This is a genomic window from Mycoplasmopsis canis PG 14, assembly GCF_001553195.1.
Classification (GTDB): domain Bacteria; phylum Bacillota_I; class Bacilli_A; order Mycoplasmatales; family Metamycoplasmataceae; genus Mycoplasmopsis; species Mycoplasmopsis canis.
The window spans coordinates 547,050-572,392 of record NZ_CP014281.1; the positions used below are offsets into that span (position 1 = coordinate 547,050).

At 25.3% G+C, this 25,343-nt stretch carries 25 protein-coding genes and 1 tRNA gene; 11 read left to right on the top strand and 15 right to left on the bottom strand.

The genetic code is table 4. The features are described 5' to 3' along the window. Positions 1 to 20 precede the first annotated feature (20 nt). From AXW82_RS02135 to AXW82_RS03625, 3 genes are all read right to left on the bottom strand, one after another. Complete coding sequence (locus AXW82_RS02135) at positions 21 to 707, bottom strand: TMEM164 family acyltransferase (protein ID WP_004794437.1); 687 nt, start codon at positions 705 to 707, stop codon at positions 21 to 23. Between the two features lie 50 nt (positions 708 to 757). Then, positions 758 to 1,168 (bottom strand): hypothetical protein, encoded by a 411-nt coding sequence (locus tag AXW82_RS02140; protein ID WP_004794436.1) that lies wholly within the window; start codon positions 1,166 to 1,168, stop codon positions 758 to 760. Between the two features lie 310 nt (positions 1,169 to 1,478). Continuing rightward, positions 1,479 to 3,008 carry a DDE-type integrase/transposase/recombinase gene (locus tag AXW82_RS03625; RefSeq protein WP_060913308.1) on the bottom strand — a complete coding sequence of 510 codons (1,530 nt, stop codon included), beginning with the start codon at positions 3,006 to 3,008 and terminating at the stop codon, positions 1,479 to 1,481. Positions 3,009 to 3,183: 175 nt separating this feature from the next. On the opposite strand from AXW82_RS03625, the gene efp reads away from it, so the two are divergent. From efp to AXW82_RS02170, 5 genes are read left to right on the top strand one after another with little or no spacing between them, the layout of a single operon-like run. Continuing rightward, the gene (efp, locus tag AXW82_RS02150; RefSeq protein ID WP_004794434.1) at positions 3,184 to 3,747 is read left to right on the top strand and encodes an elongation factor P; all 564 of its coding nucleotides are present in this window, start codon (positions 3,184 to 3,186) and stop codon (positions 3,745 to 3,747) included. Continuing rightward, positions 3,747 to 4,058, top strand: coding sequence for an MMB_0454 family protein (locus AXW82_RS02155; RefSeq protein WP_004794432.1), 312 nt, complete (start codon positions 3,747 to 3,749; stop codon positions 4,056 to 4,058). The genes efp and AXW82_RS02155 overlap by 1 nt, the downstream gene beginning before the upstream one ends. Further along, positions 4,058 to 4,381 carry a hypothetical protein gene (locus AXW82_RS02160; RefSeq protein WP_004794430.1) on the top strand — a complete coding sequence of 108 codons (324 nt, stop codon included), beginning with the start codon at positions 4,058 to 4,060 and terminating at the stop codon, positions 4,379 to 4,381. Before AXW82_RS02155 ends, AXW82_RS02160 begins: the two co-directional genes overlap by 1 nt. 1 nt (position 4,382) lies before the next feature. Continuing rightward, positions 4,383 to 5,381 (top strand): MAGa3780 family membrane protein, encoded by a 999-nt coding sequence (locus tag AXW82_RS02165; RefSeq protein WP_004794429.1) that lies wholly within the window; start codon positions 4,383 to 4,385, stop codon positions 5,379 to 5,381. Positions 5,382 to 5,429: 48 nt separating this feature from the next. Beyond that, complete coding sequence (locus AXW82_RS02170) at positions 5,430 to 6,431, top strand: nicotinate phosphoribosyltransferase (protein WP_004794427.1); 1,002 nt, start codon at positions 5,430 to 5,432, stop codon at positions 6,429 to 6,431. A gap of 363 nt (positions 6,432 to 6,794) precedes the next feature. On the opposite strand, the gene AXW82_RS03735 is transcribed toward AXW82_RS02170, so the two are convergent. The 11 genes from AXW82_RS03735 to AXW82_RS02225 form a co-directional block, all read right to left on the bottom strand. Then, positions 6,795 to 7,052, bottom strand: coding sequence for a hypothetical protein (locus AXW82_RS03735; protein ID WP_223212168.1), 258 nt, complete (start codon positions 7,050 to 7,052; stop codon positions 6,795 to 6,797). A gap of 139 nt (positions 7,053 to 7,191) precedes the next feature. Then, complete coding sequence (locus AXW82_RS02180) at positions 7,192 to 7,692, bottom strand: hypothetical protein (protein ID WP_129721210.1); 501 nt, start codon at positions 7,690 to 7,692, stop codon at positions 7,192 to 7,194. A 76-nt stretch (positions 7,693 to 7,768) separates the two neighbouring features. Further along, positions 7,769 to 8,800, bottom strand: coding sequence for a putative cysteine peptidase (locus tag AXW82_RS02185; protein ID WP_060913332.1), 1,032 nt, complete (start codon positions 8,798 to 8,800; stop codon positions 7,769 to 7,771). Between the two features lie 56 nt (positions 8,801 to 8,856). Continuing rightward, positions 8,857 to 9,075 (bottom strand): hypothetical protein, encoded by a 219-nt coding sequence (locus tag AXW82_RS02190; RefSeq protein ID WP_060913333.1) that lies wholly within the window; start codon positions 9,073 to 9,075, stop codon positions 8,857 to 8,859. Positions 9,076 to 9,497: 422 nt separating this feature from the next. After that, complete coding sequence (gene rplL / locus AXW82_RS02195; RefSeq protein ID WP_004794423.1) at positions 9,498 to 9,869, bottom strand: 50S ribosomal protein L7/L12; 372 nt, start codon at positions 9,867 to 9,869, stop codon at positions 9,498 to 9,500. Between the two features lie 39 nt (positions 9,870 to 9,908). Beyond that, on the bottom strand, positions 9,909 to 10,406 hold the full coding sequence (rplJ, locus tag AXW82_RS02200) for a 50S ribosomal protein L10 (RefSeq protein ID WP_004794421.1): 498 nt from the start codon (positions 10,404 to 10,406) through the stop codon (positions 9,909 to 9,911). Between the two features lie 382 nt (positions 10,407 to 10,788). Then, positions 10,789 to 10,862 (bottom strand) — tRNA-Gly (locus AXW82_RS02205). A gap of 96 nt (positions 10,863 to 10,958) precedes the next feature. After that, complete coding sequence (locus AXW82_RS02210; protein WP_004794419.1) at positions 10,959 to 12,068, bottom strand: hypothetical protein; 1,110 nt, start codon at positions 12,066 to 12,068, stop codon at positions 10,959 to 10,961. After that, entirely contained in the window at positions 12,061 to 13,218 is a 1,158-nt protein-coding gene (gene thiI / locus AXW82_RS02215; protein WP_004794417.1) for a tRNA uracil 4-sulfurtransferase ThiI, read from the bottom strand. Before thiI ends, AXW82_RS02210 begins: the two co-directional genes overlap by 8 nt. A 2-nt stretch (positions 13,219 to 13,220) precedes the next feature. Further along, positions 13,221 to 14,756: a hypothetical protein gene (locus tag AXW82_RS02220; RefSeq protein ID WP_004794415.1), complete on the bottom strand. Its 1,536-nt coding sequence runs from the start codon at positions 14,754 to 14,756 to the stop codon at positions 13,221 to 13,223. Positions 14,757 to 14,771: 15 nt separating this feature from the next. After that, positions 14,772 to 15,617, bottom strand: a complete 846-nt coding sequence (locus tag AXW82_RS02225) for a Cof-type HAD-IIB family hydrolase (protein WP_004794413.1) — start codon at positions 15,615 to 15,617, stop codon at positions 14,772 to 14,774. 69 nt (positions 15,618 to 15,686) lie between these two features. On the opposite strand from AXW82_RS02225, the gene AXW82_RS02230 reads away from it, so the two are divergent. From AXW82_RS02230 to AXW82_RS02245, 4 genes are read left to right on the top strand one after another with little or no spacing between them, the layout of a single operon-like run. Continuing rightward, a complete protein-coding gene (locus AXW82_RS02230; protein WP_004794410.1) occupies positions 15,687 to 16,163 on the top strand; it encodes a hypothetical protein in 477 nt (158 codons plus the stop codon). Beyond that, entirely contained in the window at positions 16,163 to 16,666 is a 504-nt protein-coding gene (locus AXW82_RS02235) for a DUF4231 domain-containing protein (RefSeq protein WP_004794408.1), read from the top strand. Before AXW82_RS02230 ends, AXW82_RS02235 begins: the two co-directional genes overlap by 1 nt. Positions 16,667 to 16,672: 6 nt before the next feature. Beyond that, a complete protein-coding gene (locus tag AXW82_RS02240; protein WP_004794405.1) occupies positions 16,673 to 17,044 on the top strand; it encodes a hypothetical protein in 372 nt (123 codons plus the stop codon). 2 nt (positions 17,045 to 17,046) lie between these two features. Next, a complete protein-coding gene (locus tag AXW82_RS02245; RefSeq protein WP_004794403.1) occupies positions 17,047 to 17,907 on the top strand; it encodes a Cof-type HAD-IIB family hydrolase in 861 nt (286 codons plus the stop codon). Between the two features lie 263 nt (positions 17,908 to 18,170). Here AXW82_RS02245 and AXW82_RS03630 read toward each other — a convergent pair whose 3' ends face one another. Then, a complete protein-coding gene (locus tag AXW82_RS03630; RefSeq protein WP_060913308.1) occupies positions 18,171 to 19,700 on the bottom strand; it encodes a DDE-type integrase/transposase/recombinase in 1,530 nt (509 codons plus the stop codon). Positions 19,701 to 19,981: 281 nt separating this feature from the next. On the opposite strand from AXW82_RS03630, the gene metK reads away from it, so the two are divergent. Both metK and AXW82_RS02260 read left to right on the top strand, forming a co-directional pair. Further along, a complete protein-coding gene (metK, locus tag AXW82_RS02255; protein WP_004794401.1) occupies positions 19,982 to 21,121 on the top strand; it encodes a methionine adenosyltransferase in 1,140 nt (379 codons plus the stop codon). Positions 21,122 to 21,264: 143 nt separating this feature from the next. Continuing rightward, entirely contained in the window at positions 21,265 to 25,308 is a 4,044-nt protein-coding gene (locus AXW82_RS02260) for a PI-PLC domain-containing protein (protein ID WP_004794400.1), read from the top strand. Positions 25,309 to 25,343: the final 35 nt, after the last annotated feature.

Genomic DNA, 25,343 nt, shown 5'->3' on the forward strand with positions numbered 1-25,343 from the left:
TTGTTTTATCATCTAAGTTTTTAGTCACGAAATATAAAATAACATTCAATATAACAACAATACATAATAAAGTAAGCAAGTACATTGCACCTCTTAAGAAGACTGATGTTGTAATTTTTGCTTTTTCTCAATATATAATATGAGTAAATACTGGGATAATAAAAACAAATGAATGAGCTAAAATAAAATCTAACACCATCATATCCAACATTGTAACCGGCTAATTCATATTCTTTTGTCCCTGGAACTAAATCATGGTATTTAATATCATCAGCAATAACCTCAGGTATTACACCAAGATTAACAAATAAAAACCCTAGAACAGCACCTATTATTGCAATTGGACTAAATAAATTAATTTTATATCCTTTTCTAAAAATAAATAAGACTGGTATTAAAAAGGTAAAGAAACGACACAAATGCAATGGAATCAATTCTGATTTAAAAGGAAAATCTATAAATATCAAGAAAAATAATCTTAAAAAATTAAAGAATAGCGCTATAAAACCAATAAGCATCAATAATTCTTCTAATGATAAAAGATTAAAAATAAATCTTCTTTGACTTTCGTTAAAATAAGTGTGAATTTTTTTTCTATAAATAAACATAATTAAAACAATAAAAATTGCAATTCCGAAAAATATATAAAAGATACCCTTTGAACTTTCGAAATCTACAATATTTCTTCTATAATGTAAGAATCCCACAAAACCTCCTAATGTTTAAATTATATTTAATTTATTAAAAAAAATAAATATTATAAGTTTTGTCTTAAATTTGGACTTTTTTTATATATGTAAGTTAACTTTACATTTGAATTGTAATCATCGAACAATTTTTTTATGTTCTCTAATATTTCAAGTTCCTTTCTTTTTCCTATCTTATTTTCATCAACTACTTGTTCATCCAAAAAAATATTATTTTCTAAATTTTTTTTAGAAATTTTATAAAAACGATCCAAATTCAACTCAAAAGCATTTTCCTTTTCATTATAAACGTTCAATGCTGTCTCTTTCGACTTTTTTGTCGAAATAACACCAAACAAAACATCATCAACCATATCAACAACTGGCATTATAAATTCACAATCTAATTTTGAAAAATTTTCTATGCCGTCTCTTAAATTATTTTTAAGTTTGTATATATTAAAAATTTTTATTTTTTTCATTTTACCTCTTTTCGATTTTTAGATAATAAAAAAATCTAGATGAACTAAAAGTGTACAAAATTGTAGAATAACATGTATTTTGAGCTTATTTTTGAACATTTAACTCCTTATTTAGGAGTTAAATGTTTTTTCATTTTTTATTTATAGAAGTCTGCACTTTTTTGAAAAAAAGTGGCAAAAAACTTAAGCAAAAAAATTTTTTTATTTTTTTGCTTTTTTAAATTTATAAATTTACGCATTTTTTCTAAATTTCCCTACATCAAAAGAGCAATTTTTATTTTTAAAATTTTCATAAAAAATATTAAAATTATTATGCATCAATTCTTATATCATCATTGATGCTTCTGTGCAATGCTCGGAGTATGCTTAAGTATTCGGACATGATTTTATTAGCTTCAAGATTACTATCTTGCGCATTCACGGAAATACTATTAAATTTTGAGATATATAATTCAAGAGTTTTAAAAAATGAATTTGTTTTATTATAGATAAATGCTAGTTTCCCTACGGCTGGAATAGAGTAATCTAATCCTTTCTCTAAAGCTCACATTTCTGTTAAACTTAGATATTTTCCGTTAGGTTCCTTAGCAAAGTATTTTTTATCATTATATTTAAAATACAAATTATCATCCGAAGAATGCACTAATAAAACGTCAGAATTATAAGGGAAGATAATTCTTTTGTTATACATATCAAAGGCTGCGTAATTTTTACCTTGGTATCTAACAACACCATTTAAAACTTTTCTATTAATCTCTAAATCAACGGCTCAATTGCCGTTTTTCTTTCCCTCTTTTTGAAAAACATTTTGTTTAGAAATTATTTTTTTATTCCTGATATTGTAATAATTTTGAAATACTTCATTATTTTTCTTCAAATCATCAATATTTTTATATCCGTTTTCGTGAATAAGTAACGGATATTGGTCTAGTGATGTCCTAAAAGATCTTTCAACATGTGGTTTATGTTTTGGATTTGATGAACTTAGTACTTCTATTCCCTTTTTATTTAAAACTTTTTCAAAGACTGTTTGTGTGTTTTCGCTTCCTCAAAAACTTCTTCTTTTATCAGTATAGATTTTCTTTGGGAATCCATACTTTTTAAATACAATTTCTAGTAGTCTTTGATATCCTAATGTTGTTTCTTGTTCTTCGAATCATGCTGCTAACAATGTTCCTGTTGCTACATCTATTGCATGATAAAGATATAATGGTTTATCATTTTTCAAGTATGGTTCAAGTTGTGCATCAATCTCAACAATTTCGCCGAATTTTAGATTTTTCTTTAGATTTAAAACTTGTCTTTGTTTTTCGTTTTGTTTAATCTGTTGATAATAATTTTTTAATATCAATGTTATATCTTCTGAGGTTTTTTTCTTTGATAATCTTGCAACCCTTCTTCCTCTCTTGGTTGTATGTATATTAAATAAACCTAATTGATTAAATCTCTTAACTAAAGTTTTGTAAGAAATTTTTTCTCTTATAAAAGAACCATACTCAGAATTGAAGTATGTTTTAATTGAAAGTTGATTATTTGTTAGATCTCTATTCAAAATAAACTGACATGTTTCTAAATAATTTTTAAAGACTAATTCTATTTCTGCATCAGTTATTTTGTAATTTCTTTGATGATATTTATTTTTATGTGAGACAACAATTTCTTTTTTGCTTTTAATAACTTTTTTATATCTTTTTACAGTTGATAAACTAAGGTTTGTAATCAAGCTAAGATAAGATAAAGATTTTTCGATATTTTCAGCAATCAATTTTAAAGATTGTTGTTTTTTTATTTCAAATTTTGTTAAATTTTTATACTTAAATAAGTTGTGTGTTATTTTCATAAATAACTTATACCACTTTCTTGTTAAATAGGCTCATTTTATATGAGATTAATATGTGGCTCAAAATATATGTTATTACACATAATAAAAAAATCTAGATGAACTAAAAGTGTACAAAATAATATTTATAGTATAATAAATAAAAATATAAGATTGATAATCAGAAAGAGGAATTATGATTAATGTAAACGAATTTAAACCAGGTATTACTTTCCAAGATGAAGGAGATATTTTTGTTGTTTTAGAAGCGCAACACTCTAAACAAGGACGTGGACAAGCTAATGTTAAAGCTAAAGTAAAAAATTTAAGAACTGGATCAACAACCATTAAATCTTACACAGGTGGTGATAAAGTTAAACCTGCGCACATCGATAAAAGAAAAATGGATTACTTATATTCAGATGGTGAAAATATTATCTTAATGGATAGAGAAACTTATGAGCAAATAGAAATAGCTTTAAATCGTGTTGAATGAGAGCTAAATTTCTTAAAAGAAGGTATGGAAGTTCAAATTAGAAAATTCCAAGACGAAGTTTTAGATATTGAATTACAGGCTAATGTATCATTAGAGGTTACATCAGCACCTGATGCAGTAAAAGGAAACACAACAACAAATCCACAAAAAAAAGTTATTGTAGAAACTGGATTTGAATTAGAAACACCTATGTTTATTAAAGAAGGTGATGTAATTATCATTTCTACTGAAACTGGAAAATACGTTGGAAAGAATAACAAATAATGTCAAATTGAATTAATGTTCCATATCATTCAAATCAAGTTTATATCGTTAGAGAAAGTGCGATTAGGGACGTTTTGAAAAACTTAATAACACAGAATAAGAAAGTTAAAATGTCTTCTTCATCAAAAATTTTAATTGATGAGAAGCACTTAGATTTACAAGTTTTTTTAGATATAAAAATTAAAAAAGTAGAAATGAATGATTCATATAACATAATTAAAAATTTAGTCGCATCAGTTGAAGAAGCAGTAAGAAAATTAATTGACAAAAAACCAAAAAATGTTCAAATTTCTTTAATTGGGACATATTAGTGAAAAAAGAATTAAACTCACCGGAAGATTTTGCTATTTTAAGATCTTTGTTTATTCGAGATGTTGAAAAAGAATTAAAAAAAAATAATAAAAAAAAGCAGACACCAAAAAGACAAAAATATAATAATCTTCTTAATGGGTTGTTAAAACAACTTAAAAATTTTGAAATAAAAAATCAAGACCTTAAAATAAATAAAATTGCATTTGAAAAAATTAAAAGAGATGAATATTTAGCTCATATTAAATGATATTTTATTTCTGGGTTAATTATTTTTATAATTTTAACTATTTCAATAATTTTGATAGGAATATATTTAAAATAAAATGTTTAAAAAAATTGTTAAAAAAATTAAACAATGAAACTTAAGGGATTGAACAACATTTTTTATCGGGTTAATCTTAATTAATTTATATATCTTTGCAGTGTTTTGAAATTGATATGATGAATCAAGAAATATTTGACTTACTTATAATAAAAATCCGGATATTATTGCTAAAATTAATGAATTAGCCAGAAATGCCACAACTAATGAGGAAAAAGGAAGGATTTACTTAACACTTTTACCTAATGCAACTGAAAGCTTATGAGGTGGTACATCCTATTTTTACACATTTATAAGTAATGTTTTAATGGGTTCATCTATTATGTTTTTTCCTTTTTTCAAAAACACTAAATTAGGGCAAAGATTATATTTTGGCAGCATTGTTTTTATTATAAGTGTTGTTTTAGGTTTTTGAGGTGGAGTTTTAGTCGATAAAGAATTGCTTGGAAAAATGAAAGTTAATGATTTTCCAAGAACTTTAATATGACACGCTATAGCTCCAGGATTAGGCATTCTTACTTTATTTTGACAAAGAAAAAATATAAGAATAAGTAACAAAATAATTTGAAGTTTATCTATTTATCCAATAATATATTCAATTTTTATGGTTGCTATATACATGTTTGGATATAAGTTTATGAACCTACATAAAGAAGCTTTTCTTCCAGATTTTTATAATATAAATGATCCCAACAATCCTATTCCACAAGAATATAATTCAGAAATAGAAAGAGGAATTGTATTTTACTCTATAATTTCTATTTTAAAACCTTTTGGTTATTCAGGCGACAATAATTATGTAAGAATTGTTTTATTAATTTTGATGACATTGTTTATGATTATGATGGCTCCTACAATTGGTTTTATTGTTAGAAAATTTTGAAGAATTAAACAACCAAATCAAAAGAGTTTGCCAAAATTAATATTTATAGATAAGGATTCAAAAATAAAAGCATTTTTTGAAAAAAGAAAAAACAAAAATATTGCTACTAACAAATAGTAATATTTTTTAAAAACATGTTAAAATGTAATCACACAAAAGGAGCATATGAATAAAGAAAAATACATAGCTTCATACTTTAAAAAGACACAAACAATTTTAAGTAATGAGCTACCAAATAATAAAATAATTATGCAATTCTTTCAAAGACAAGATAATTCTTTATTAGCCGGAATGGGAGAAGTTTTATCTCTACTTGAGGAAGTTACAGACACATCAAAATACATCATACGTTACTTACCTGATGGTTCTAAAATAAATAACCTTGATATAGTTTTAGAATTAGAAGGTAATTACCAAGACTTCGGAATTTGAGAAGGAATGATTGATGGAATTTTAGCCAGAAGTACTTCTATTGCTACTAATGCTTATAAATGCAAGGTTGCCGCTGGCGACAAGAAAGTTATATTTATGGGTGATAGAGCTGATCATTATATCAATCAAGAAGTTGATGGAAAAGCTGTTGCTATAGGTGGCATTTCTCTTGTATCTACTTTAGTGCAAATGCAAAAATCAGAAAATAATGATAATGTTTTTGGTAGTATGCCTCACGTATTGATACAAGGTTTTGGTGGTGATGTTGTAGCTGCAACAAAAGCTTATCATAAAAACTTCCCAAATAATAAGCTAATTGCTCTTGTTGATTATCATAACAATGTAATTAGAGAATCCCTAAAAATATGAGAAGCATTAGGCGATAAAGTATGAGGTGTTAGAATTGATACTTCTAAAAACATGGTTGACCACATGTTCGACGGAGAAGAACCTCAATATGGAGTAAACCCTGAACAAATATTTAGATTAAGAAGAGCTTTGGATAATGCAGGTGCAGTTAATTATAAAATTGTTGTTTCTTCAGGGTTTGATGAAAAGAAAATTAAGTTATTTCAAGATTTAGAAGTTCCTGTTGACTATTATGGTGTAGGTCAAAGCATCTTTAAATTAACAAATTCTTTTTCAGCTGATGCAACAATATTGAACGGTAAACCTGAAGCTAAAGAAGGCCGTGGTTATAGAAATAATTTAAATTTAATTACATATAAAAAATAATCCGCTAATGGATTATTTTTTAAATTGTAAAGTCTTTAATCTGATTTATTTTTTATAAGTAAAATTAGGACTAATTTACACAATTTATCTTATTATTCATATTTTGCATCTTTATATTTTTTATTAAAAATTAAGTTTCCAAAAAATATCGACATATTAATAAGTGTTAGAATAGAAATTGGGACTATTAATAATATATATAGGTAAGTCTTATTAAAATAATTAGTCATAGAAATAACAAAGTTAGCAACACCAAAAGCGAATAGTATTAATCAAATAATAAATAAAAAAATCTTTTTATTCCTTGAAAATTCTTTGGTATCTGATTTTAGTTTTTTAATCTGAAAATCGGGAATAGCGAAGTTAAAAAACTATTTTTTTAGCTATAAGTAAATAGAAAAAACTAAAAAGTATTATAAAAACATTAATTAAAACATTTGCTGCATGATGTAAAGAAAAATGCGCTCACATTGGTCTATAATACCCATACGGTTTATCTTGAACAACACTTTCAAATAATCTAGATTCATACATTGGGAAAAATGTTATTATGAAAAATATTAAAAGAATAAATGATATTAAATAAGTTATACCAAAAATTTTATTGTAATCTTTTTTCATCTTTACTCCTGTCTTGCTTTTTAGAATAATTATATTTTCGTAGAATAAATGAATTGAAAATATAAATTAAATAATTTAATTATTTTCTATCATTTCAGTTATTTTTTTACCAGTGTACTTTGTATCTTTATATTTTTTGTTAAAAAAATAAGTTACCAAAAAATATCGACATATTAACAAGTGTTAGAATAGAAATTGGCATTATTAGCAATATATATAAATAATCCTTATTAAAATAATTAGCCATAGAAATAACAAAGTTAGCAACGCCAAAAGCGAATAGTATTAATAAAATAATAAATAAAAAAATCTTTTTATTCCTTGAAAATTCTTTGGTATCTGCTTTTATTTTTTTTAATCTGAAAATCGGAAATAGCGAAGTTAAAAAACTATTTTTTTTAGCTATAAGTAAATAAAAAAAACTAAAAAGTATTATAAAAACATTAATTAAAACATTTGTTGCATGATGCAAAGAAAAATCCGCTCACATTGGTCTATAATACCCATACGACTTATCTTGAACAACGCTCTCAAATAATCCAGCTTCATACATTGGAAAAAATGTTATTATGAAAAATATTAAAAGAATAAATGATATTAAATAAGTTATGCCAAAAATTTTATTGTAATCTTTTTTCATCTTTACTCCTGTTTTGCTTTTTTAAAATAATTATATTTTTATCAAGAAAATAAATTAAGAATATAAATTAAATAATTTAATTATTTTCTATCATTTTAGTTATTTCTTTACCAGTGTATTTTGAACCTTTATATGTAAATAGCTTATCCAACTTTTTATTATTATTTTTAGATTCGATTGTGAAAAAGTAAGAACCTCACGCTTTTATTCAATATGAATATAACACAGTGTTTGAGTCACTCCTTCCAAAACATTGAGACCCTAAAAACATATCCGAATTTGAATCATATCCATACATTATGTAAGCATGATTTGTATCATGCCACATCATTGCTGAAGATAGAATTACCGGAACACCTTTCAAAATATATTCTCAAGCCCTATAATAACCACCATATTTACCATCAAGATTTCATTTTTTAATACTTTCTCCCTTAATTATAGAGTTAGTAGCTGGCCAATAATATGATGATGTTCATAAATTCAATGATTTATCGGCGGCTTCAAACAATTTATATGGTAATGAGTTTCTTTTTTCTTCAGCCGAAGAAAAATAATTTAACCCTTTAAATATGGGTGAGGAGTGCTCTAAATCGTCGTCATAACGATTATTTTTTATGTATTTATCCCATGTTAAAGAATCGAAAATAGATGAATCAACAAAAAGATGATTATACAGTAATAATTCAGATAAAGCAACATATTCACAAATTCCAACCTTTGGTTTATCCTCAAATTTTAAGTCTAAATATCCTGCTTCTTCATCATTCTTTCTTGTTGCAAATCATCAAGCATGATCAACAACATGTGAAACATTAAATTTATTTTTACCAACATAATCTAATTTAGGAAATTCATAACTTGAAAATACTGATCTCTCATTGGAAGAAGTTGATATTTCTATATTTCTTTTTCTTATCTCTTCCTTAATAAAATTATTGTCACTAGGTAATTCTATTGGTTCTAAATTTGTTTTTAGTTCATCTATAGAAATTTGTTTTTCTTGGTCGATAGAATAATAATCATTATCTTTTTTAATTAAAAATCCCAATTGATGTGCATAAATAATTTCTTTGCTCTTATCTATATTAATTTCATTAAATCTCATTTCAATTGTAATAGTTGTTTCTAAATCTACTATTGATGTAGCATTTTTGGTAACTATTAAAAAAATTTTCTATTAAAAATATCAGTAATTTCCTTTGATCACAAATATTTTGTATCCTTATTTGTTAACCTTTTTATCCTCATTATTTCAGAATGTAATATAAATTCTTTTTTTTCAGTGTATTCTTGATTATTTTCATTCTTATTAGCACTAATAGCGCTTATTCCTAATATTGAAGGAACTAAGCCCATCATAAATAAATATTTTAATTTCATAAAAACCTTTAAATATATTTGAATTAAATTGGCCATGATAGCCATAATAATTATATAACTTTGTAAATAGTGATTTAATAATTGTTTTAAAAATATGGAATTAATATGGAAATGAACCCAAAACATAAAAAATAAATATTCTATTTTGTACAAACTAAATTCAACAATATACACTAATAAAAATTTCAATTTTATTAGTGTTTTTATGTTGAAAAGAGTGCTTTGAATTTCTGTTTCAAAAATTCAAAAACAATTAACTAATCTAGATTGATTAAAGAAATATTAAAATAAAAAAGAAATAATATTTTTAAGTTTTGAAATGTTTAAATTTCCTTGAGTAAAGAATAAGATTTTATTTAATAAAAAATGTTAAAAAAACGAAGCATATAGCTTCATTTTTATTTTATCGATTAAGTTTGAAATTATTCAACTGAAACATCAGCACCAGCTTCTACTAAAGCAGCACGAATTGATTCTGCTTCTTCTGGTTTAATGTTTTCTTTAATTGTTGCTGGTAATGCATCAACAATTTTCTTTGCATCCATTAATGAAAGACCAAGAACTGTTTGAACTGCTTTAATAACAGGGATTTTTTTACCGTTATCAGCTTTTAAAACAACTTTAACACTTGTTTTTTCTTCTGATCCACCTTCTGCTGGAGCAGCTGCAACAGCCATAGCGGCCATTGGGTCAATTCCAAATTCTTCTTTCATTGCTTCTACAAGTTCCATAACTTCTTTAATTGACATTTCTTTTAATGATTCGATAAATGTTTCTTTTGTTAATTTAGCCATTTTAAATCCTTTCTATATAACTAATTTTAGTTTAAATAATTATTCTGATTTACCTTCACTGTACATTTTAAGTGATAAACCTAATTGTTGTAAAGGTGACATCATTGAACGTGCAAGTATTGCAAGCGCTTCTTCATATGTAGGAAGAGTAGCAACATCTTTAACACCTTGAGCATCAATAACTTTTCCTTCGAATGTTCCAGCTTTGATAACCATTAGTTTGTGTTTCTTAGAAAAAGAAACTAATAATTTAGCAGCTGACATTCCGTCATTTTCTGAAAATAAGAAAATGTTTGGTCCAACTAAGTGCTCTGATAAATCTGCTAATCCGTTGTTTGCAGCAGCAATTTTAAATAAACGGTTTTTGTAAACTTTAACTTCAACACCAACTTTTGCTGCTTCTAGTCTAAATTCTTCTAATTCAGCAACTGTTAAACCACGGTATTCAGCAAACGCAACAGCTTGAGAGTTTTTAATTTTTTGTGATATTTCTAAAACAACTTCTCTTTTTGCTGCTTTGAATTTTGATTCTGCCATTTTGTGTCTCCTTTCAAAAATATTTGTAATGCAATACTTCAAGGTAAGACATACATTCGGTAACATATTTAAGCATATAGCAGTTACTGTCTTCACGTATTGCTTACATATTATATTAAAAAAATGAAAAAAAGTAACAAAATAAAATAAGTATAATTTTGCTTTTCAAACTATAATAAAAATCTTAAATTATTAAATTATTTATAGCTAATTGAAATCTTTGACAAAATTAAAAATATAAATAGTGATCAATTTTTTTAAGTTTACTATTAATTAAATTTTTTTACAACAATATTTTATTAACAGTTCATAAAAGAATTTTTGATAACTTTTACAAAAAAAAAAAAAAACAAGCTAAGGCTTGTCGGTCAATTTCTTGAAATGGAGCGGGTGAAGGGAATCGAACCCTCATAGTCAGCTTGGAAGGCTGAAGTTCTGCCATTAAACTACACCCGCATTTGCTTGATTGCTAGAATATTATAACATCTTTTTTGAAAAGCAAAATATTTTTTTTATTTTTTTACAATTTTTTTCAATAACAAAAAAAGCAAGTTACTCTGAAGCTACTTGCTTAATTTTTAAATTAATTTTATTTTTTTGCGATTCTAAAATAAAGTTCTCTTTTTCTAAAATTAGAATTAAGTCATCAATAGTATCTTCCATATCAATATATTCAAGTAGCTTTATAATACTCTTATCACTAACAATGCTAGATAATACCTTTGTGTAAAAGTTATTTAACTTAAGGGCTGCTTGATCATTTTCTTTTCGCAATGTTGTTTCTTCGATTTTATAATTTAATTTCTCAATAAACTCGCTGATTTTTATGTTTGAAGGTAATGAAGAAATTTCTATTGTTTTTTGGATACCATTAATACAGTTACAAATTCTAGAAGAAGTATTACTTATTTTATTTTTTTGATAAATAAATGATTTTATTAAATTAGCTACTTCATTAGTTTTATCTTTATTTTTTTCAATATAAGATAATTTAACTACATCATCTTTATTATATGAAAGCACATCACTTATAATTATTTCAATATCTTCATCACTTAAGTGCCTAGATAATTTCGACTTTTTAAAATAAAATGGATTGCCATTTATAATTAGCAAGGCTCCTAGACAAGCTGCAATGCGCCCGCTAGATGTTTCGTTATTAAATTTCACTTTTGGAGATAACTCATTTATCTTGCTTTTAAAGGTTTTTTCAAAATATTCTGACTTAAAAAGAGATTTTGGTACAAGTTTGTCTAAACCAATATTAATTCCATTCGAAAGATCATTAGACTTAAGATTAAATAATTTTTCTAAAATAGGAGACTCTAGTGTATTATTTCATGAATAAAACTCTATATTATCCAAGATATTATTTTCTCCATTATAATTAATTAATTGTTTAATATCAGAGAGCAATATTTCTCTTGCTTTTATCCAAAAATTATTAATATTTTTCATTTTAAATAAAGGGGTTAGGTCAAAAATATTTGATAATGTTTTAAAGTTCTTCTTTTTATCTTGATTTTTAAAGTATCCTATAGTATAACAATATGGCAAATCTATTTTTTCTTCATCAAGTTTTTTAAAATACATGTAGTTTATTCTTGCAAGATAATTAAAAGTTATTGCCTCAAAATCTATGTATATTTTAATTTTATTCATTTTCTAGTTTTATTTTTCTATATTCAATATGCACTTCAAGTAATTCTTTTTCAAGATCTTGAATACCTGATAATTCTTGTTCTAAAGCTAATGCTTGCTCTAACGAAGGCTTAGTAGTGGGTTCTTTAGGCGCAAACAATTCACAAGTTTCGTTAGCTTTAATAATTGATATATCGTATGTTTTGATTTTTTTAGCAATATTAATAATTTCATTTTTATCAAATGTGAGCAATGGTCTTAAAATTTGCATTCTAGTTGCAGCACCAATTGTTGAAAGAGATTCTAAAGTTTGCGAAGCAACTTGTCCGAGATTATCCCCATTCGAAATGGCTAATGCACCATTTTTTAAGGCTATTTTTTCAGCAAGTCTATAAAAGCTTCTTCTCATTAATGTTATTTTGTAAGATTCTTTGGATACAAAAGAAATATAGTTCATTAAATAAGCGTAATTAGCAATTATTAAATTACTAGACACTTGATATTTATTTAAAATTTTAACTAGATCAGTAATTTTTTGAACAGTTCTTTCATCAGTTTGTGGAGGTGTAATAAAGGTTAAAAAATCAACTTTTAAACCTCTTTTCATAAGTTGTAAGGCAGCAATCGGAGAGTCAAAACCTCCAGAAATCAAATGTAAAACTTTGCCTGATACGCCTACTGGTAGCCCGCCTAATCCGTTAATATAATTAGAAAATAAATAAGTTCTTCCATTTCTTACTTCTATATAAAAAGTTTGATCAGGATTATGAACATCAACCTTTAAACCTTGTATTTCAGAAAACTTCCTTAATAAATGGCCACCTAGCTCTCTATTTAACTCATCTGAAGTTAATTCAAATTTCTTATAATTTCTTCTTGCTGAAATTTTGAAAGTTCTAGTTTCCGGCAACAACAATTTTTCTATATTACTTTTAAAATCCTCAATATTATTTTCGGATACGATTACAGGCGAAAATGAGCTAATCCCAAAAACATAGTTTAACTTATTTATATTTTCTTCGCTATAAGGTATATACATACGGTCAAATTCAACTTCTGGTTTAATACCAACAATATGAGCAATATTATTACTTAATTGATTGATAAAAGTTTTTCTATTTTTCTTTTTAAGGACAAGCTCGCCATATCTTATTAATATTTTTTTGTACATATTTAACTCCTATATTCCTTTATTATTGACTTTAATGTTTTAAATGCTTTTTTATAATTTTGATTTTTTAAATAAATATCTATAACTTTCATAGAGTCTTGTAATTTAGAATCATTCTTTATAAATTTACTTTTGAAAGCGAAGAATTCTAGTTCTTTATACATCTCTAAATATTCTTCGTTTTGATATATTTGTTTTATTAAATGTGTTAATGTTTTTATAAACTGTTCTTTTAATTTTGCATCCTTATAAAATAATTGAAATTTAGAATCAACTAACATTTTATAAAGTTCACTAAGTTTATTTACTTCTTCATTGATATCGCTAGTTTGTGGTAAAAACTTATTCTCAATAACAAAAAAGAAATAACTTGTGATTTTTGTGACTTCAGCTTCTTTTAATTTGTTGTAATTTTCTTGAAACTTTTTTAATAGTTCACTAATTTCTATATTATCTATTGAGCTGAAAAATAGATTAAAAATTTTTGAAATTGCTTCTAAAATATCGTCATTGGAAAATTCTTTTACCTTTAAATGTTGGAAGTTATTTTTTAGAAGTTCAATATTATTTTTGATCAAATTGTTTTTATTTTTCTCTAAGTAATTAACTAATGCAAAGAACATATTTTCAAAGTTCTTCAAAAAATTATCCAATAAAACATTTTCAAATTTTAAGGTTTTAAACTCGGAGATTTCCTTACATAATTTTCTTACTGTGTCGTGAATTTCGAATATTGATAAATGATTAAATTCAGATACTAATTTTTTTCATTTATCATGAATGTAATTATAAAACTCTTCATCATTATAATTTTTTAATGTAGTTATGCTAACAGGTAAATATAAAAAAACAAAGTATTCTGTTTTTTCGATATTATTAAACTTCATTATTAAATCATTCAATTCAGAGTTTATACTTTGAATTTCTTTATTAGCCGAAATAAAAGATCCTGAGTATTGGTTTTTTCTTACAGGTTTAATATTAGATCTTATTCTATTGTTTTCGTTTAATAAAAATAAAAATGAATATTTTAAAGTTTTTTTCTTTGTGAGCAAGCTATTTTTAATATGAAGAGTTTTATCTAAAAATACAGATATATCCTCATCTATTTTATTTCATTTCTTGCTAATGGGCGTAAAAATGATATCAAAAGAACTTTGAATCCTTTGATAGTCTTTATAAAGCTTTCTAATAAAAAAGATTGTGTTAATTGAATCTAAAACCTTCTTCTTATTTATTCTTTCTATCAAATATTCATTATTTGTATCAATTTTATTAAAAAGATTATTTAAAGAAGTGCTGATTGTTTCCAATTTATTCTTTATTTCACTCATTGATTTATCACTTGCAGAAATTATATTAATATGTTCTAGTGAAGTTTTATTAGTATTATTTATAGTCTGTAAATTATTAAAATATTTTTCTCTTGTTTTTTCTATGATTTTTAAAATAACTTTTCTAGTCAAAAGAAAAAAAGAAATAATTATAGCTAAAGAGAATACAGAAATCAAAATATAAAATAATCATTTTAAATCCATAATTCTCCTTTTTTATTATTTTTCTTTAATCATTCCTCTTTGAGAAATCTCTCTTTTTAAGTCTCAATCGACTCTGTATAGATAATCATCGATCGCCTCTGCTAAACCACTTTGCTCAACTGTTGATGTATAAAATTTAGCAAACCTCATAGTATAAGGGTCTGTGTTTTCCATCGCATATGAAAATCCGGCTATTTCGAACATGGAAATATCGTTTTGACTATCACCAATTGCCATAACATCACTCAAAGGTATTTTGAATATATTTTCACAAAATCACTTTAAACCTGATCCCTTCGAAACTCCTGGTTTAGTTATCTCTATATGCTTTTCTAAATTAACAATATTTAAATTAATTCCTCTTTCTATTGCTAAGTCTGAAAAATTTTTCAATAATTCAGGATCACCATATGTCTCTATTTTATGAAGATCACTTGGTATTTCTCCATTTTCAATTCACTTATTGTATTCGCAAAAATTTGTAAAAAAATCTTTTTGTTCTTTAGTTGCATTTTTCAAGAAAAATCTATCGGTTCCAAAATAATATAATGGTAAGTTAAGTTCGGATGCTAAGTCTCATACTTTCTTAGCTTCTTGAAGGTCTATATACTCAATATTTAGCACTTTTTTCTCATGGTTATCATATAAAAATGCTCCATTAGAAAAAGAAATATATCTTCCTCCTAATTCATCAGCTAACTTTTTAATTTTTTCGTATGGACCATTTCCTGTGCTAATCACAAAATGAACTCCTTTTTTTGTTATTTCATTAACTTTCTCCTTATTTTTTCTAGGTAATTCTCTACCAGGAAAAGGGTAAATTGTGCCATCTACATCACTAAAAATTGCTACATTTTTCATAATATATAATTATAAACTATTAATAATTAAAAACTTATAAAATTAAAACTTAGTGCTAAAATTTTTATTATGTATGAAATAATAAATAAATTAAAAGAAAAGCAAATTATTAACAAAAGGAAATTAAGAATATACTCAATATTTGATAGTATTATTTCTTTTGCCATAATAACACTAAATATTTCTTCAATAAGCTTAGCAATTTTTGCGCTTGTTAAGCTAGTTCTAATTGCTAAAAAAGCTCCAGAAACAACACAAAGTGTTTCTTTTGTTTTGCTTATAGTTTTTGCTGCGTTGCTTGTTTTTTCATTCTTTTTAACAATAGCTTTGTCAATATACAAACATAACAGCAATTATGATGAATATAATAAAATTTTAAACACCTTAGATTACATTCAAGACAAATACATGGCTAAAAAACTAAATGATGAACAATTAGAAACGATTTTGGATGCTTTATGAGAAAAAGCTTCTATGAAAAGAAAGTTAGCTATTAAAAAAGCGGTTAAAAGTGATCTAAAAACATCTAATAAGGCGGTGAAATAATGGCTAGAAAAAAACAATCACAATTTGTATCACGCTTTGGGGAAATACAAAAAAATACTGAAATAAAAAAATACATTTTTGGAACACTATATTACACTTTAAACTTAGTTACTTTTCTATCTGCTTTATATGTAGCTATAATAGCTGTTTATTTTTTAGCAGGAAATAACAAAAACTATCCAGGAGACGTAAATCCTTATAGATTAGAATTTTGAAAAGATAGCTCAAATTATATTTTAACTACTACAATAATCAATTCTATAACAAGTATGATAAGTTCATTTATTGCATTTTTTGCGATTAATTCTAAATTTGAATATTACAAAAAGAAATCTAATTTATTAAAATTTGAATATATATTATTTATAAACAAAAAGTGAATATACAATTCAAATAATTCATCTGACAATGAGTTTATTTTATTTAAAAGAGGGCTTAGTATTTTAGAGACAAATAGGTATAAATCTTCAGCTTTCTTAAACTATAATGAATACAAAAAGTAGGTAGAAATGACAAAAAGTAATTCTGAAAAAATTAAAAAAATAGAAAAGAAAACTTTGAAAAAATATTTAATTAGTAAGTGAGTTTTTATAACTTTAAATTTAACGGGTATTGCAATTGCAGCACTAATAGTTATACTCAACTTATATGCAATTCGTTGAAACGAAAGGCCATCTGAAACAATGCACTTTTTCGTTCAAATTGCATTAATTTCGGCATTTACAACATTTTTCTTAGGTGTTCAGGCTTTTTTGAACATTTCTAACAAAAAAGCTAAAACAAAACAAAATATCCAAAAAATTGAAGAGATAATAAATATATTAGAAAAAAAAGAAAATATTGAGCAAGAAGACTTAGACAATATTTCAGAGGTTCTTTAATTATGGTTTCAAAAAATATTGATTTAAGCAAACTTTCCTTATCTGAAATTGATAATTTTGTTTTTGATTTAGACGGAACATTATTAAATAGTAATTCTGAATTAATTAACGAAAACCTTGAAACAATTAAAAAATTGCAAAGTTTGGGTAAAAACATAATAATCGCTACAGGTAGACCATTATATACTGCAAAAAGAATAATTGAGCAAATTAATACAAAGTTTCCGGTTATCCTAGCGAATGGCGCATTAATATGAGATGTACTTAATGATAGATTATTTAAAAGTTTTGCAATCGAAAAGTCAATTGCAAAATCGATTTATAAAAAGCTAAATGATGAAAATTATGAATTTTTAACATATGTTCCTGGTTATATTTTAGGTCACAATACATTTAGAACTGATTTTTTTGAAAAGAAAAATTATAAAGAAAGAATAGGTGCTAGTCATTATATAGAAGGTGATTTAACAAATGAAATTCAAAACTATGATGCATGTAAATTTTATATTGTAAAAGAATCAAATAACGAGTCAAAATGAAAAGAATTGCAAAAATTTTTAAAAGATATAAATGGTATCCATGCATTAGTTTCGGAATGACCTAACTTAGATGTTATGTCAAATGATGCTTCTAAAGGTAATGCTCTTAGGTTTCTATTTAATAAATTTAACCTTGATTTAAGCAAGACTATTTCCTTTGGTGATGCAGAAAATGACGTATCGATGTTTAGTGTAACCAAATTTTCTGGTTCTTTTAATAATACAAGGCATAAAGATGTTGCTGCAAAAGCAAAAATTGTTTTTGAATCAAATAATATTCCATGATTAACACAATTTATTACTAAAATACAAAACAACAAATAGTTCTTGCTGTTTTGTGTAGAATAACATGTATTTTGAGCTTATTTTTGAACATTTAACTCCTTATTTAGGAGTTAAATGTTTTTTCATTTTTTATTTATAGAAGTCTGCACTTTTTTGAAAAAAAGTGGCAAAAAACTTAAGCAAAAAAATTTTTTTATTTTTTTGCTTTTTTAAATTTATAAATTTACGCATTTTTTCTAAATTTCCCTACATCAAAAGAGCAATTTTTATTTTTAAAATTTTCATAAAAAATATTAAAATTATTATGCATCAATTCTTATATCATCATTGATGCTTCTGTGCAATGCTCGGAGTATGCTTAAGTATTCGGACATGATTTTATTAGCTTCAAGATTACTATCTTGCGCATTCACGGAAATACTATTAAATTTTGAGATATATAATTCAAGAGTTTTAAAAAATGAATTTGTTTTATTATAGATAAATGCTAGTTTCCCTACGGCTGGAATAGAGTAATCTAATCCTTTCTCTAAAGCTCACATTTCTGTTAAACTTAGATATTTTCCGTTAGGTTCCTTAGCAAAGTATTTTTTATCATTATATTTAAAATACAAATTATCATCCGAAGAATGCACTAATAAAACGTCAGAATTATAAGGGAAGATAATTCTTTTGTTATACATATCAAAGGCTGCGTAATTTTTACCTTGGTATCTAACAACACCATTTAAAACTTTTCTATTAATCTCTAAATCAACGGCTCAATTGCCGTTTTTCTTTCCCTCTTTTTGAAAAACATTTTGTTTAGAAATTATTTTTTTATTCCTGATATTGTAATAATTTTGAAATACTTCATTATTTTTCTTCAAATCATCAATATTTTTATATCCGTTTTCGTGAATAAGTAACGGATATTGGTCTAGTGATGTCCTAAAAGATCTTTCAACATGTGGTTTATGTTTTGGATTTGATGAACTTAGTACTTCTATTCCCTTTTTATTTAAAACTTTTTCAAAGACTGTTTGTGTGTTTTCGCTTCCTCAAAAACTTCTTCTTTTATCAGTATAGATTTTCTTTGGGAATCCATACTTTTTAAATACAATTTCTAGTAGTCTTTGATATCCTAATGTTGTTTCTTGTTCTTCGAATCATGCTGCTAACAATGTTCCTGTTGCTACATCTATTGCATGATAAAGATATAATGGTTTATCATTTTTCAAGTATGGTTCAAGTTGTGCATCAATCTCAACAATTTCGCCGAATTTTAGATTTTTCTTTAGATTTAAAACTTGTCTTTGTTTTTCGTTTTGTTTAATCTGTTGATAATAATTTTTTAATATCAATGTTATATCTTCTGAGGTTTTTTTCTTTGATAATCTTGCAACCCTTCTTCCTCTCTTGGTTGTATGTATATTAAATAAACCTAATTGATTAAATCTCTTAACTAAAGTTTTGTAAGAAATTTTTTCTCTTATAAAAGAACCATACTCAGAATTGAAGTATGTTTTAATTGAAAGTTGATTATTTGTTAGATCTCTATTCAAAATAAACTGACATGTTTCTAAATAATTTTTAAAGACTAATTCTATTTCTGCATCAGTTATTTTGTAATTTCTTTGATGATATTTATTTTTATGTGAGACAACAATTTCTTTTTTGCTTTTAATAACTTTTTTATATCTTTTTACAGTTGATAAACTAAGGTTTGTAATCAAGCTAAGATAAGATAAAGATTTTTCGATATTTTCAGCAATCAATTTTAAAGATTGTTGTTTTTTTATTTCAAATTTTGTTAAATTTTTATACTTAAATAAGTTGTGTGTTATTTTCATAAATAACTTATACCACTTTCTTGTTAAATAGGCTCATTTTATATGAGATTAATATGTGGCTCAAAATATATGTTATTACACAACTAAAATACAAAACAACAAATAGTTCTTGCTGTTTTGTATTTTTATAATATAATTTGAACCTAAAGGTATAAAGAGGATGGTAGCTTGACAGCAATAACCATCGCCAACCTGCATATGCAAGGTGGATAGTCAGGAGCTTAGGCTTAGCATACTATAAAATCTTTATGCCTCTATTTAACAAAAAGAGAGGTTTTTTTATGAAAAAATTATTTACAAGCGAATCAGTAGGAAAGGGTCATCCAGACAAATTGTGCGACCAAATTTCAGACTCAATTTTAGATGCTTATTTAACGTTAGATCCTGCTTCAAAAGTAGCTATTGAAACTATGGCGAGTGGTCATAATATTTTTATTGCAGGGGAAGTTCAATCAAATGCTGATATCTACGTAATCGAAATTGCGATAAATATTTTAAAATCTTTGGGGTATTTCACGAGCCAAACCAGTATTGTGACAGATATAAGAAAACAAAGTGCTGATATTGCATTAGGTGTAAATTTAGAGAATGACGAAATAGGTGCAGGTGATCAAGGAATTATGTTTGGGTATGCAACAAACGAAACAAAACAATTCATGCCACTAGCAATAACATTAGCTCATGAATTAGTTAAAAGAGCCGAGAACCTAAGAAGCAATGGTGCATTCCAATGAGCTAAAGCAGATATGAAATCACAAGTAACATTAGACTATACTAATGAATCAAAAACGGAAGTTGACACAGTCCTAATGAGTATTCAACACTCTGCAAAATATGATGAAAAAGAATTCAAATCATTTATAAAAAATGAAATTATTTTGCCCACATTAAGAGAATACAATTTAGATGAGCCTAAAAAGATTTTAATAAATCCTACAGGTAAATTTATTATTGGTGGACCTATAGGTGATACAGGTTTAACTGGAAGAAAAATAATTGTTGACACTTATGGTGGTGCATCACGTCATGGCGGTGGTGCATTTAGCGGAAAAGACGCAACAAAAGTTGATAGATCTGCCGCATATGCAGCAAGATGAGTTGCTAAAAATTTAGTTGCCGCCGAGTTAGCTGATAGAATTGAAATACAATTATCATATGCTATTGGTGTAGCAAAACCAGTTTCAATATTGATTGAAACATTTGGTACTGAAAAAGTTGATAAAAATATTATTGAACAAGTAGTTACTGAGTTATTTGATTTAACTCCAAAAGGAATAATTAGAGACTTGGATTTAAGAAAACCGGTTTTTGCAAAAACTTCATACTTCGGGCACTTCGGAAGAACAGATGTTGAGTTTAGTTGAGAAAAACTTAATAAAGTGGATGAAATTAAATCAAGAGTTTTAGAATTACAAAAATAAATTACAAAAATCTACATGCAAATTAATTGCATGTAGATTTTTGTATAGAATTTATCCACAATAATAGTTGTTTATAAATTTAATAAATTTATATAATTATTAAAGAGGTGTATAATTCAATGTTACTATGAAGGGGGGGATATATGAAGAAACGTATGCTATGAAAAGTATTATCCGGTTCTATCACAGTTGGCATAGCAAGCTTTTCTTATATTTCCGAAGAAAATAAAGAAGTGTGAAAAAATAAGCAATTAGCTTATGGATATTACCCAAGAAATTATGATCAATATAACTTCTCATCTTGAATGGAAGGAGTAAATGATAATAAATCATTTTTTGATTTAAGCATTCCGGGAACTCATGACTCAGGGATGTGATCTAGCGGATTTGAAATAGCAAACACACAATCATTGAATATTGAAAATCAATTAAAAATGGGTATAAGAGGATTCGATATTAGATTGAATTCAAACCTTGATATAGTGCATGGGATAACTTTTTCTAAAATAAATTTTGATAATTGATTAAATTCAATCCAAAATTTTTTAAATAGCAATCCTTCTGAATTTGTTGTTGCTAGAGTAAAAGATGAAAACTTTGATGTTAACAACCCTTCCTTAGCAGCAAGTGCTGCTCAAAAATATAATTCTTTGTTAAATAAATATAGAAATATTTTATTCAATCCAAATGGACAAATTTTAGATAATGATAAATGAAAATTAAAAAACTTAAGAGGTAAACTTGTTATCCTTAATTTGTGACACCATAAGGTTAGTCAATCTAAAGTTGGTGGTGACTTATATTGAAATGTTGTTGATAGATATAATACTCAACAAGACGCATACGAAGAAAGAGATGAAAATACAAAGCAGAAATGAATAAGAACTAATATGATAAACGCTAATGGTTCTCCATTAAATAACTATCTGCTTTACGTTAATTTTTTATCTGTCTCAGGAAGAGTTTTTGGTTATAATCCTGGTGGTTGGGCAGAGATACATAATAATTCAACATGAGACTTCTTGTCTCAAAATGAAAACTTATATAAGTTAGGCCTTGTTTATATGGATTATCCAGGTCCTTCGCTAGTTCAATCTATATTTAAAAGAAATTACAAAATCACTGATAAAGAATTGGAACTAGGTTATCTCGGAGAAATAACTGAATCAGTACAAGTAAGTGAGTTAACAAATGATTCGCGTGAAATTAATTTTTATGGGCTGTTAAGTAATTTTAATATCGAAATTATAAAAGGTGATAGAGTTCTTAAAAGCTTTTATATTGATAAAGATCATGTAGGAAAATATTCAATCACCTTAGACGAAGATATAGAAATTAATATACCTTATAAATTTAGATTTTATAAAAAACTAGATAGAAATATTTTTTATGAGGGGAAAAAATTTAATGAATTCATTATTTCAAAAACAGCTACAGATTCTAGTTTTTGAAATAAAGTAGCTTCTTTAAAAAGCGAAGTAAATAATTATATTAATCTTTTTAACAAAAAACCTTTTCCTATAAAAAGATATTTAAATGGATACTTTTTATATCCGCTTGAAAGCTTTAGATCATCTAATTCACAAAACAAAGAAACATTAGCAAGGTTGCAAAATGAATTTAACTTTATTAAAAATTTACTTGATAATTTAAACTTAAAATTTGAGGAATTAGAAGAAAATAACAAGATAATACCTAATTTAGAAAGTAATTTTAGAACTATTTTAGATTCAAATAATATTAATAATTTAAAACAAATAAATAGTCAACTAATTTATACTTCAGAGGTAATTTTTGATTTAAATATAAAACCTAATGCTATTAAAATTCATGATTTAATTAATTTTATTCAAGGAAGAATAAACTTAATTAATAATATAAAAACCTCTTTCGAAATATGGGATAGATCAAATATAACTAATTCATCTAATTTGTTAATAGAAAAATTTGTAAACTTTAACTACGGTAAGGATCATTGATTAAGCAAAACAAGAGAAATTAATATTTTAATTAACGATCAACTGAAAGAAGTTTTTAATAATAACTTTAATCAAGAAACCTTTCAGGAAAAAATAAATTCGCAAAAGGATAAGATTGACACTTTAATTAATAATATTGACCAAATAAAAACAAATATTTTAGGCGCATTTGAAGAAAAATATATTTTACTATTCCAAGAAAAAATTAATAACTTGGTTATAAATAACCGAAACCCTATTTCATTAATAAATGAAATGCAATTATTTCAAACATCATCAGAAGAAGCAAACGATATAATAAGTAATGATAATGAATTTAGAAATTCTAATAATTTTTCGAGATCAAGCGAACTTAAGGATCTATATGTTGAAAAAATTAATATTTTAAATAGACAAATAAATAATATTCAACAAACTGACGAAGTAATTAGGCTAATAAATGAAATAAGACTTCTAAAACAATCAATAAAGAATAACTTTACATTACTCGAAAACGCAAAACGTGAAATACAAAGAATGACAAAAATTTTTGATGGACAAAAAGAAGTGTTTTTAAATGAGTTAAAGGTTTCAAATATAACAAATGAACAAATTAATAACATCTTAAATCAAGCAAGTATTTTAAATGAAATTAATTATATTCAAAAGTTTAATAATTTGTCTAATTTAAATGAAATACAAAGAAACAATTTTATTCAACAAATTAACAATGAAGTATCAACGAAATTAATTGAACAAAATTATTCAGAAGCCGTAAATTTTGACTCTATTGTGTTATCACTAAAAAATAAAATTAGTCTTTTTGATAATTTTATCGATAGTATTGCGACAAGGATATTAAACCAAGATGAGGTTTCTAGTATAATTGCAGAATATGAGAATTCTAAAAATCTATTAAATTCAAATGAAGGAAAAAGTTCATTTGTAAGGGCTATTGAAGTTTTGAGTAGTTATGAAGGTTTTTTAAACACTGAGTTATATAGTGATATATGAAATTTATGAATAAGAGTTAATAATTCTCAAATTCTTTACGATTTTGAAAAAACATTTTTATTAAATAAAATCAAGAATTTAAGAAGTAGGTATGAGTACGAAACTTATGTTGTTGAGATAAACGAAAAGTTAAGTAGATATACTAAAAGATCTGAAAGAGAGACCTCATATCAAGGATTAAACTCCGAAAGAAAAACAGCAATTATAACTGCATTAAATAATTCATTGTCTGATAAAGATTTTGAAGATAAAAAAGCTATCTTTAGAGACTTATCAAATACTTATAATATAGCAAATAATGTTTTCAAAGATTATATAAACTATAAGCAAAATCAATTTTATAAATTTAGCAATCCAATAATAAGAGAAAAAATAGATAACGCATATAAAGTATTAATTCAAAGTCTAGAATCTGAATCATTAGACAAAAACGAAATCAATCAATCTAAGGATGATTTTTTAAGTATTGTCGAATCTGCGAAGAAGTTATCTAAGGTAAATATTATTGAAAATAAATTAAGTTTCTTAAAACAAAGATATCAACTAAACTATAATTCAACTGATGATCTTTTTCTAAAGGTTTTTCAAAAAAGATTTAATGAAAAGGCAACAAAATCAGTTAATCAGTACTATAAGGAATTTGTAGATATAAATGAAGAGGAAATACTTAAGTCAAAATCAATTACATTAATAGAAAATGAAATATTGAAAATCAATAAGATTAACTCAGCTTTAAATGAAGTTATAAATGATGCATCCTTGATAAAAGTGGAAGAAAATAAAAAAATACTTGATTCTAAATCTTTAAAAATAAAAATTAAAAACTATAAAAAACTTGCTTCTCAAATAACAAAGGAAGATTTGTTTTTCGAAAATATTGATGAAAACTTGATTGAAATAAAAAATACAATACCTAACGATGAAAAAGGGACTTTAACAATTGAATTTATTAACAAAGATGATCCTGATAATTCATTCTCAAGAGTTTTTGAAGGTTTTGAACTAGTTAAAAACAACGAGGAATCTAATGTAGACCCTAACTCAAAAACTGACACCACTCCTACTGATCCGAAAAATGTTGCTAAACCAAAAAATAAGGATAAAGACAATAATAAAGAAAGGTCGTGAAATAAGAATTGATTATGATTCACTACACTTTCAATACCATTAGTTGTTTTTATTACCTGAATTTTCAAGAAGATTATAAAAAAATAACATCTTATTAAAAAATATTTGACAAACCATCAAAT